General features: G+C 39.3%; 8 protein-coding genes. All 8 read left to right on the forward strand.

Features of this window, described 5'->3' with window-relative positions; translation table 11 throughout:
* The first annotated feature begins 30 nt into the window (after positions 1-30).
* The 8 genes from QZ136_RS11050 (at position 31) to QZ136_RS11085 (ending at position 11,362) form a co-directional block, all read left to right on the forward strand.
* Positions 31-1,197 (forward strand): 3-dehydroquinate synthase, encoded by a 1,167-nt coding sequence (locus QZ136_RS11050; RefSeq protein ID WP_291403488.1) that lies wholly within the window; start codon positions 31-33, stop codon positions 1,195-1,197.
* Positions 1,194-2,402: a metabolite traffic protein EboE gene (gene eboE / locus QZ136_RS11055; RefSeq protein WP_291403474.1), complete on the forward strand. Its 1,209-nt coding sequence runs from the start codon at positions 1,194-1,196 to the stop codon at positions 2,400-2,402. The genes QZ136_RS11050 and eboE overlap by 4 nt, the downstream gene beginning before the upstream one ends.
* Before the next feature lie 10 nt (positions 2,403-2,412).
* Positions 2,413-3,765, forward strand: a complete 1,353-nt coding sequence (locus tag QZ136_RS11060) for a nucleotide pyrophosphatase/phosphodiesterase family protein (RefSeq protein WP_291403476.1) — start codon at positions 2,413-2,415, stop codon at positions 3,763-3,765.
* Positions 3,766-3,900: 135 nt separating this feature from the next.
* On the forward strand, positions 3,901-4,614 hold the full coding sequence (locus QZ136_RS11065) for a DUF1080 domain-containing protein (RefSeq protein WP_291403478.1): 714 nt from the start codon (positions 3,901-3,903) through the stop codon (positions 4,612-4,614).
* A 148-nt stretch (positions 4,615-4,762) separates the two neighbouring features.
* Positions 4,763-7,828, forward strand: a complete 3,066-nt coding sequence (locus QZ136_RS11070; RefSeq protein ID WP_291403480.1) for a PQQ-dependent sugar dehydrogenase — start codon at positions 4,763-4,765, stop codon at positions 7,826-7,828.
* Between the two features lie 171 nt (positions 7,829-7,999).
* Positions 8,000-9,274 carry an amidohydrolase/deacetylase family metallohydrolase gene (locus QZ136_RS11075; protein ID WP_291403481.1) on the forward strand — a complete coding sequence of 425 codons (1,275 nt, stop codon included), beginning with the start codon at positions 8,000-8,002 and terminating at the stop codon, positions 9,272-9,274.
* 9 nt (positions 9,275-9,283) lie between these two features.
* The gene (locus QZ136_RS11080) at positions 9,284-10,885 is read left to right on the forward strand and encodes a PLP-dependent transferase (protein ID WP_291403484.1); all 1,602 of its coding nucleotides are present in this window, start codon (positions 9,284-9,286) and stop codon (positions 10,883-10,885) included.
* A 39-nt stretch (positions 10,886-10,924) separates the two neighbouring features.
* The gene (locus tag QZ136_RS11085; protein WP_291403486.1) at positions 10,925-11,362 is read left to right on the forward strand and encodes a cytochrome c; all 438 of its coding nucleotides are present in this window, start codon (positions 10,925-10,927) and stop codon (positions 11,360-11,362) included.
* Positions 11,363-11,665: the final 303 nt, after the last annotated feature.

Genomic DNA, 11,665 nt, shown 5'->3' on the forward strand with positions numbered 1-11,665 from the left:
TTGACGATTATCTTTAACGACCTTTAAAAAATATTAAGAACAAAATTTTGTAAGCGCAAAGCGAAAATGAACTACCTACAACAATCTTTCCATGTAAAATTTGAGTATAAGGTTTTTTTTAGCTCCGGACTTTTTGAGCCATCAAATACATTATTGAATGATTTTTTGAAGGGTGATGCTATTGTGCGTAAAATCTTTTTTGTTGTGGATGGAGGTATTGGTGATGAGTTACAGCAGAAGATTAAAAATTATTTCAAAATTCATCAAGCTGTTGAGCTAATTCCCGAAATTTTAGTCCTACCGGGTGGTGAGCAATTAAAAAATAATACCCTGTATTTTGATCAGATTTTAGAATTAATCAATAAATATAAAATTGATCGACACTCCTATGTTGCGGCTATTGGTGGCGGTTCAGTACTCGATTTAGTAGGCTATGCTTCGGCAGTGGCGCATCGTGGGATACGACATATTCGCATTCCTACCACCGTTTTATCCCAGAATGATTCGGGCGTGGGTGTTAAAAATGGAATTAATTATTTTGGTAAGAAAAACTTTCTTGGGACTTTCGCTCCGCCAATAGCGGTTTTTAATGATGATTTTTTCATCAAAAGCTTGTCCGATAGGGATTATAGGTCAGGAATTTCTGAGGCAGTAAAAGTAGCACTTATCAAGGATTCCGAATTCTTCACCTGGATTGAGGAGAATGCTGAAAAATTAACTTCCCGTGACGAGGAAAGCATGAATTACCTGATCTATAAATGCGCTGAATTGCACATGAATCATATTGCCAGTGGCGATCCTTTTGAAAAAGGTTCTTCGCGACCTTTAGATTTTGGACATTGGAGTGCACATAAATTGGAGCAACTTTCTAACTTTCAAGTCCTACATGGAGAGGCAGTAGCTATGGGAATTGCCTTAGACTCAGTTTATTCCAATTTGATAGGTTCTTTATCTGATTCGGATTGCCAGCGAATTATTAACCTTTTAATCAAATTAGGCTTTGATATCATTCATCCACTCATGGAGGTAAATGATTCTCACTCGCCTATTTTATTAGGTTTAGAAGAGTTTAGAGAACACCTTGGAGGCGAGTTAACCATTATGCTTCTCAAAAATATTGGGGAGGGCTTAGAAGTGCATGAAATAGATCCTGAAATTCTTATAAAAGCATCGCAAACTCTTCTTAAATATTCATGAAACTCAATTCAGCGCATTTAAGTTATTGTACAAATATTCATGCTGGAGAGAGCTGGAAGGATCATTTTGAGTCCTTGGACTTAAATTTTCCGGTAATAAAAAAAGAATTTTCTCCTAATCAAGCCATGGGCATTGGTTTGCGCTTGTCTAATTCTGCCAGTATTGATTTGCTTGATTCTGAAGCCTTAAAAAGCTTTAAAAGCTGGCTGAACCAACAGCAAGCCTATGTTTTTACGATGAATGGTTTCCCTTATGGGGATTTCCATCATGTAGTGGTGAAAGATCAGGTACATGCTCCCGACTGGACAAGCAAAGAACGCGTGGATTATACCTTGCGATTGTTCCAAATTTTAGCCGAGTTATTGCCTGAGGGAATGGAAGGTGGTATTTCTACTTCTCCATTAAGCTATAGACATTGGTTTTCTACAGATGATTTAACCCAGAAAGCCAAAGAAAAGGCAACAAAACACATTATTGAGGTCGCTGGAGAACTTTATAAGATTAAAAGTGAGCGCGGAATAAGCATGCATTTGGATATTGAGCCAGAACCCGACGGACTCCTAGAAACGGGGGGAGAATTTATCGATTGGTATGAAAATATACTTCTACCGATGGCTAGGTCAACTCTAGCTAAGTCTTTGAATTTGAGTGATTTAGGGGTAGAAAATTGCATGAAAGAGCATATTTGTTTATGCTATGATATTTGTCATTTTGCAATTGGATATGAAAATCATGGCGATGTATTGACTGAACTTCATGAAAAAGGAATAAAAACAGGGAAAATTCAAATTAGTGCGGCTTTAAAAGCGGATTTAGCAGTAGAGCATGATTTAAAGACTGATATTTTTGAAGCTTTCTCGAGTTATAATGAGAAAACCTATCTGCATCAAGTGGTAGCGAGGAAAGCTGATGAGGCATTAATACGCTATCGGGATTTGCCAGATGCGATACAAGACGCTGATAATAAGGAGGTTGTAGAGTGGAGAGCGCATTTCCATGTGCCTATTTTTGCAAAAGACCTCGGACTCTTACAATCAACTCAAGATGATATTATTGAGGTCTTAAAGATTCAGAAAAATAACCCTTTAAGCACTCATTTAGAGGTAGAAACCTATACTTGGGAGGTACTTCCTAAAGCTTTGAAAATACCTATATCAAGCAGCATTATTAGAGAGTTGAACTGGGTTAAAGAACAATTGATATAAATTCTAGATCATGAAAAAAACGGTTGTAATTGATGTGGTAGCACTTTCAAGCTCAGTAATTGGAGAGCATACACCTTTTTTGAGTGACTATATCAAGCGAAAGCATCTATCTAGAATAGAACCCGTTTTTCCGGCTCTAACTACTTCAGCGCAAAGCACTTATGTTACGGGTAAATGGCCATCTGAGACAGGAATTGTTGGGAATGGTTGGTATGATCGTACAGATTGTGAGGTTAAATTTTGGAAGCAATCCAATAAACTTGTTTCGGGTGAAAAAATTTGGGAGACAGCAAAAAAGGAAGATCCCAATTTTACCTGTTCAACAATGTTTTGGTGGTATAATATGTATTCATCGGCAGATTATTCTGTTACCCCTCGACCAAATTACTTGGCTGATGGCAGGAAAATGCCAGATTGTTATTCCCATCCAGCAAGCTTACGAGATGTATTGCAAGAGAAGTTGGGGGACTTTCCGTTATTTCAATTCTGGGGACCAGGAGCAAATATAAAATCTACTCAGTGGATTGCTGATGCTTCCATGATTACAGATGATCTATATGATCCCACATTGACCTTAATTTACTTGCCACATTTGGATTATTGTCTGCAGAAATTCGGGCCCGATTTATCAAAAATCCACAAAGAGTTAAATGAAATTGATGAGGTGTTAAAAAAGCTCATCACTTTCTATGAAAATAAAGGAGCGGAAATTATCCTCCTTTCAGAATATGGAATTTCGCCAGTTAATAATCCTATCCATCTTAACCGAATATTTAGGGAGCATGGTTTATTGGCCATCAGAGAGGAGCGCGGACTAGAATTATTGGATGCAGGAGCTTCGAAGGCATTTGTGGTGGCTGATCATCAAATTGCACATGTGTATATTAATGATCCTGCCGTAAAGGAGCAGGTGATGAAATTATTAAAAGGTGTTCAAGGAGTTGAGCGTATTTTAGATTCAAAGGAGCAAAAAGACTTTCACATCAATCATGAACGTTCGGGCGATTTAGTCCTGATGGCTGATCAAGATAGCTGGTTCACTTACTATTTCTGGCTTGATGATGCAAAAGCTCCCGATTATGCACGTTGTGTAGATATTCATAAGAAGCCTGGGTACGATCCTGTGGAGATGTTTATGAGTTCCAAACTGAGAGCTGGATATAAATTATTAAGGAAAAAGGCTGGTTTTAGGTATGTGATGGATGTTATTCCTTTGGATGCTACCTTAGTAAAAGGTTCACATGGTACAGTAGGTGTAAGTGCAGAATACCAGCCTGTTTTAATCACAAATGATCCTTTAGAAAGCTCAATTATCTCTGCAGATACCGTTTTTGACCTAATTATTAGGATTTTAGGGAAATAATTCGTATATTATATTATTTAGAATTACTGGGGGGTGGGTTGAGTAGTACGGTGAGAACACTTACTAGAGGGCAGACTACAGATGACAATAAATACAATGATAAAAAAAACACTAATTTTTTCTTTCGTGTTGCTAATGATTAGCAACATCACTTTCTCGCAAGAGGTTCTTTTTGAATTTGGTACTTCCAAATCCATGGATGCGGTAATTTCAGGTTCTAAGGCAAAGGAAATTCCTTTAAAATGGGTGGATGTGAATACTACCAAGGAAACCTGGACTGTAAAAAAAGATGGTACTTTATTTTCTACGGGAATGCCGATTGGTGTTGCTCGATCAGAAAAGCAGTATGAAAATTTTATACTACATGTGGAATGGAAACATTTAGAGCCGGGAGGTAATTCGGGGGTATTTGTGTGGAGTGGAGCCAATCCCAAAGGGGATAATCCTTTACCAGACGGAGTAGAGGTACAAATGCTTGAATTAGATTGGGTGAATTTAAATCTTAGAGATGGACAAAAACCTCCTATTGCATACGTTCATGGAGAGCTTTTTGGAGTTCAGGGGGTTAAAACTACACCTGATAATCCTAGAGGAGAGCGTAGCAAATCTATTGAGAATCGCGCCAAGGGTAAAGGGGAGTGGAACACCTATGATGTGGTATGCGTTGATGGGGTAATCAAACTTTCTGTGAATGGTAAATTTGTGAATGGCATCAGTAAATCGACCCAAAAGAAAGGCTATATCTGCTTGGAGGCCGAAGGTGCAAAAATTGAATTCCGTAATTTTAAGATTATTGAGTTGGCGCCGGGCGTAACTTCTGCAGAGGAGACTGCCGCTTTATTAAAATAATCTGTTTTTAGCTCATTGTTAGCTAGAAGGCTATTTCATATATTCGTATTCTAATTCTTTGGGTCATCTGCAATTAAAGGCTTAGAATACGAATAAATTTCAGGCTGAAATAGACAAAAATTTCATGAGGCATTACTTTTTCTTTTTAATGATTTTAATTATCGGGGCTTGTTCTCCAACTAAAAAATCAATCAAAATCCTTTATTTTTCTAAAGATATTAAAGGCGAGCAAGCCGAGAAATTGAAAAATTTGGCCTTGAAAAATGGCTGGGAATTATTAGCTGCCGACAGTGAAAAATATTTACATGAAGACTCTCTATCCAAAGTAAACGTCATTTTTCTGCCTTTTTCGGCTCTCAATAAAATGGGATATCAAGAATTGCCTCAGCTAAAACGTTATTTGGAAGCTGGTGGGGGTGTGATCACCATGGTAGATACAAGCTTGCTGCAAAAAGAATGGCCTTGGCTACAATCTTGGGCAGATAAGTCGGATGCGGAAGTATGGACCCAAGATAAGTCCTGGATTACTCGTTTAAATTCTGATTTTAGTGAAGATCAATTGGCAAAAATCCTGATCCAAAATGTTTCAAAAAGCTCAAATCCCGATTATTCAACTGTAAAAACTTTAACTGTTCCCGATAGCACTAGGTACACTCGAACAGTTTTGGTAGAAGGCTTAGATGAACCCCTGGGGATGGCAATTCTTCCCAATAATGATGTTTTATTGGCTGAAAGGAAGGGAGGCTTGAAGATCTATAATCGAGCAACTAAGCAAATCAAGTTGATTTCTAATTTTGACGTGTTTAGTGGCATTGAAGACGGGCTTTTAGGAGTGGCGATTGATCCTAATTTTGGTGAAAACCATTGGGTTTATTTCTATTATTCCCTTGCCGGGGATAAATTTGTAAATCGCCTATCACGGATTCAATTATATGGTGATAGTTTAGCAAAAGCTTCCGAACAGATTTTATTAGAAATACCAACTCAACGTAAATATTGCTGTCACTCAGCAGGTTATATCTCCTTTGATGCAGATGGTTTACTTTATTTATCTACCGGAGATAATACCAATGCCGAAGAAACTGAGGGTTACACTCCAGTAGATGAGCGTCCGGGGCGTGCCTTGGCCGATGATCAAGCTACCGCTGCAAATACCAATGATTTGAGAGGTAAAATATTGAGGATTAAGCCTTTAGATAATGGGACTTATGCTATTCCAGAGGGTAATTTATTCCCTAAAGACAATCCCAAAACAAGGCCAGAAATTTACATTATGGGTTCCCGTAATCCCTATCGCTTTAGTGTAGATCAAAAAAACAAGTATTTATACTGGGGTGATGTGGGTCCAGATACGAAAGTCCCGAGCCAAGACGGTGAATTAATGAGTTTTGATGAAATAAATCAGGCAAAAGCGCCTGGTTTTTATGGATGGCCATATTTTCTCGGGAATAATCAGGCTTTCCCGAAATATGATTTTGCAACGAAGAAAGAAGGGCCTAAAAAAGATCCTTCAAAGCCCATAAATGACTCGCCAAATAATACTGGAGAGCGTATTTTACCTCAAGCACAGCCTGCTATGATTTGGTATGGGAAGAAAACTTCTAAATATTTTCCGATTTTAGGGAATGGAGGTGCTTCGGCAATGGCGGGACCGGTTTATTATGGTGATCTTTTCCCAAATGCACCCTACAAATTGAATGATTATTATAATGGGAAATTATTCATTTATGAGTGGATTCGCGGTTGGATAATGGCTGTAAGCTTTGACGAAAAAGGTAATTATTTGCGTGTGGAGCCATTTTTAAAGCAATATACCTTTGCAGCTCCTGTGGATATGCAGTTTAGTCGCGATGGTGCTCTATACGTTTTGGAATACGGCACCAATTGGTTTTCTAAAAATATGGATGCTCGGTTAGTTCGAATTGAATATGTTGAAGGGAATAGAAATCCTATTGCTGAAATTGAACTCGACAAACAATATGGAGCTGCACCTTTTAAAGTCCAGTTTTCTGGCAAGAAAACTTTCGACCACGACCGAGATGATAAACTAAATTATACTTGGAGCGTTGAAAATGCCATTTATGAAGGAATTAGTGCGAATCATACTTTTACAAAACCTGGAGTTTATACTGTAAAATTAGTTGTAAAGGACGATAAAGGAGGTATGAGCGAGACCAGTTCACAAGTTTTTGTTGGAAATACCCCTCCTGAAATTCAAATATTTACCAATGCAAACCGAAGTTTTTACTGGGATAATGTGCTGCTCGATTATGAAGTGAAAATTACTGATTTAGAAGATAAAAATATCGATGAAAACAGGTTGAATATCACCTATGGCTATCTAGCGCGCGGCAAAGATGTAGCTGTAGTGTTAACACAAAATCAGTCCTCAAATAGCTTAAAATATGTGAAGGGACAACAATTAGCTGCCAATTTAGATTGTAGAGCCTGCCATTCGCTGGATAAAGCTTCAGTTGGTCCTTCGTATCTCGCCATAGCCGAACGCTATGCTGGTAAGCAGGGAGTTGAGGCCATGCTTTCCGAAAAAATAATTAAAGGTGGAGGTGGTGCATGGGGCGAACGTGCCATGATTCCGCATCCCAATTTGAGTAAAGATGATGCGGCAGAAATTGTCGATTATATTCTTTCTTTATCAGATAAATCGAGTATTAAACGGCCAATTTCGGATGTGATAGAGCTAAAAGATCATGTTGGCAAAGGGAATGAGGGTTCTTACCTTTTGAATGTAAGCTATACCGATTTGGGAGCAAATGGAATTCAATCCCTCCAAAGTCGTAATCATATTACTTTGAGGAGTCCTTTAGTACAAGCTGAAGATTTTGATGCAGGAAATGTACGAATTGCGACATATCCCACTGAAAATTTAGCCTATGCTCGAGCAATAAATCATGAGACTTACATTCGCTTTAATAAAATTGATTTGAATCTTGTAAAGCAAATGCTTTTCCGTGTTGAGCCTCTGGCGGGAGGAAATATTGAAGTGAGAATAGGTAAAATAGATGGGACCGTGATTGGTGAAATGGAGATTCCTTCAGCTATAGCAAAGGATTCAAAGCCTTGGAAAGAGCTTAATATCAATGCCTTAGAGACAAAAGGTGTTCATGATTTATATTTTGTTTTTAAGAGTAAATCTGATAAAAAGCAGAATTTATTTCATTTAGATTGGATTTATTTTTCTAATAAGAGCAAATAAATATTTTTAACAAAAATCTTATAAATCACTAATAATCAATATTTTATATGTTTTTTTTAGATTAATCTCATTGTAATATTATAAATGTCGCTGGCATTTTTCCTTATATTTAATAAAAAATTAATTGAAGCCTCATATCCAAGCAAAATCCATTAAAATACCCTTTAAATCATGAGAAAAGCCCTGATTCTATTTTTTTTCCTCCTGTTGGTACAGATTGTTAATGCTCAATCGGGCGATTCACAATATGCGATAATAATTAAGGGAGGGCATATTATTGATCCCAAAAACAAGATCAATGAGTTGATGGATGTAGCGATTAACAAGGAAGGAAAAATTGCCGCGATTTCTAAAAATATTGATCCTAATTCAGGTGCTAGAGTACTGAATGCCAAAGGCTTATATGTCACTCCGGGAATCATCGACATGCATACCCATAATTTTGCGGGTACAGAACCTGACAAGTATTTAAGAAACAGTTATTATGCCAATCAGCCTGACGGTTTCACTTTTCGTGTGGGTGTAACTACGGTGGTGGATGCAGGAAGTGCTGGATGGAGGAATTTTGAGAAATTTAAGGATCAAACAATTGACCGTTCTAGGACACGTGTTCTATCTTTTTTAAATATTGTGGGTGAGGGAATGGCAGGAGGTGCAATTGAGCAAGATAATGCCGATATGGATGCAAAATTAAGTGCCGATATGGCTTTAAAGCACAAAGAACACATTGTAGGATTTAAGGTTGCTCATTATAATAAACCTGATTGGGTTCCAATTGATCGAGCGATTGAGGCTGGAACATTGGCTGGAAATTTACCTGTGATTGTAGATTTTGGTGGTGGTGGGTTATCGCTTGAAGAGCTAACCATGAAGAAATTCCGTGCAGGAGATATTTACACCCATACTTTTGGTGGTGGTGGAAAAGATCGTGAGGCAATTACAGACCCGAAAACGGGTAAATTGAGGCCTTTTGTCTTTCAAGCGAGTCAAAGAGGGGTTATTTGGGATGTTGGTCATGGTGCTGCAAGCTTCTCCTTCCAACATGCCATTCCTGCAGCAAAAGCAGGGTTTTTCCCTGATGTAATTAGTACCGATCATCACGGTGGAAGTATGAATTCGGCGATGAAAGACATTTTAAATGTGATGAATAAATTCCTGACCTTGGGAATGGAAGTCCCAGCCATTATCAACTCAGTCACGTGGAAGCCTGCTCAAGTAATTCATAGAGAGCAATTGGGTAATCTATCAGTAGGTTCTGAAGGTGATGTGACTATTTTACGCATCCGAAAAGGAAAATTTGGAGTGTTTGATCAGATAGGTCAGCGTTTGGAGGGTAAGCAGCGCTTTGAATGTGAGGCTACTATCAAAGGCGGACGAGTTTTTTATGATTTAAATGGTTTGACGAGTCCACTGCCAAAAGTTGTTGGTGGATTGCCAAGTCTCTAAAATATTGTTATGAAAAGAAGAGAATTAATTAAGGGATTGGGCGTTTTGCCATTGGCTGGCGTAGTTTCAGGAGCTAGCGTATCTTCTGCTTTTGCCGCGGGTGATGATCCTAAACAAAAAAACAAAAAGAGCATTTATGAAGCCATTGGTGTAAAGCCATTGATTAATGCTCGTGGAACGGTTACGGTGGTGGGTGCAAGTCAGATTTTACCTGAGGTGCAACAAGCCATGGATGATGCCGTTCGCGAATATGTTCAGATTGATGAGTTGATGGATGCGGTGGGAGAACGATTAGGGCAATTAACTGGGACGGAATTTGGCTTTGTAAGCTCTGGGGCATCGGCGGCAATAACTGCGGGAACTGCTGGCTGTGTAACTGGTGGCGACCCTGATAAGCTTTGGATGATTCCTAACCTGACAGGAATGAAGGATGAGGTGATTATTCCTGCCTATTCTCGTTCGGCTTATGATGCTGCAGCAAAGGCTGTGGGTGTTCGCATGGTGGAGGTTTCTAGCCTTGAGGATCTAAAATTGGCCATTGGTCCGCGCACCGCCATGATTCTTGTCCTAGCCGGTGCACGATCTGAAAATGGCCCTTTATCTATCAAAGAAATTTCTTCAGTGGCAAAGCCTTTGGGCGTTCCAATTTTGGTGGATGCAGCAGCTGAGGGTTTAGAATTACCTAATCCGCATGTGGTGCAAGGTGCCGATTTAGTGGCTTACAGTGGGGGTAAATACCTCCGCGGACCACAATGTGCGGGTTTATTGTTAGGGCGTAAGGATTTAGTAATTGCTTCTAGAATAAATGCTGGTCCACATCATGGCTTTGGCCGCGGATTTAAAGTCGGACGTGAAGAAATCATGGGCATGCTTGCCGCCGTAGAAATGTGGTTTAAGCGTGATCATGCAGGAGAGTGGAAGACATGGATTTCTTGGGCGCAGCATATTGAGAAGCGTTTGGGAGGTATTCAGGGACTAAGTACCGAAATCAATGAGCCAAAAGCTCGCTCAAATCGGGCACCATCACTTCAAGTCAAATGGGATCAGTCCCTCATTCCATTAACAGGTGAAGAAATGGAAAAACTTTTATGGGATGGAACACCTCGCATTGCAGTTAGTGGTGCAGGAAGCTTTTTGCCATTCCCACCTAATTTGCAGCCCAATATTAGTGTTGCTATGGCATCCTTGCGAGCAGGGGATGAAAAAATTATTGCAGATAGGCTACAAGAAATTTTTATCAATCCACCAAAAATGGAGAAGGATCTTGCAGCTGCGGAATTTAATCTTAGCGGCCAATGGGATTTAAAAATGAAGTTTTCTGCAAGCACTGTTGATCAGACCTTAATGATTGAGCAAAAGGGCAATGCATTGATTGGGACGCATTTTGCAAGCATTGGATCTAGAGATTTAGATGGCACGATCCATGGAAAGGAAGTCTTAATTAGAAGTTCATATACCAAAGATGGAGTGCGTATTAATTTCACCTTTAATGGCACTACAGATGGTAATAGCATGCAGGGAAAAGTTAGTCTGAGTGAGTATGGAGATGCCGAATGGAGCGCTACACGCCACGATTATCGTCCCGCAGGATCGTCTCGTTCCAAGGGATAATATTTTCGCCTAGGGCTTAATTTTAATAATTAGATAGATATGGCTCGAGTTTTTTCTCTGTTGTTGGTAATTGTGCTTGGTTTAGGCTTAATTAGCAGCACAAATAAAAAGGTTCAAGAACCTTGGACAGCGCCTGGGTGGACGGACTCCCTCTACAATCCCTATAATTTGGAGCCATTAACGCTTCCGCAAGCACAGGAAATATATAATTTGAAGTGCATTAAGTGTCATGGTACACAGGGACAAGGCTATCCATTAGAGCATACAGATCAGGAAGTCCCGAATTTTAAGCAAGATTGGTTCAAAGCACAAAGTGATGGAGCAATATATTGGAAGATACGTGAAGGTAGAGGCGTGATGCCAGGCTCTAAGTCAACACTTTCAGATGAGCAATTGTGGCAATTGGTGGAGTATGTGCGTGATTTGTCGAAGCCATTTGATCAGCAGAAGAATCCTTTTAAGGTTGTGGGGGAGTAGGGCGGGAATAAGGAATGGCTTCGAGAACCTCAGCCACCGGGTAAACAGATGTCGTTAGCCTAACCAACTAACCAACTAAATTGTCTGAACCATGATTTATTTGATTGGTGTGATTACGGAGATGCGTGATTACATAAATTTTTCAAGAAATGGCTATGAGTCCCTAAGTCACAGGTATCAGATGTCGCTAGCCTGATAACTGATAACTGACAACGGATAACTCTTTCTAACCATCTAACCAACTAACTACTAACCAACTAAATTGTCTGAACCATGATTTATTTGATTGGTGTGATTACGGAG

The organism is Daejeonella sp. (assembly GCF_017495225.1).
Classification (GTDB): domain Bacteria; phylum Bacteroidota; class Bacteroidia; order Sphingobacteriales; family Sphingobacteriaceae; genus Daejeonella.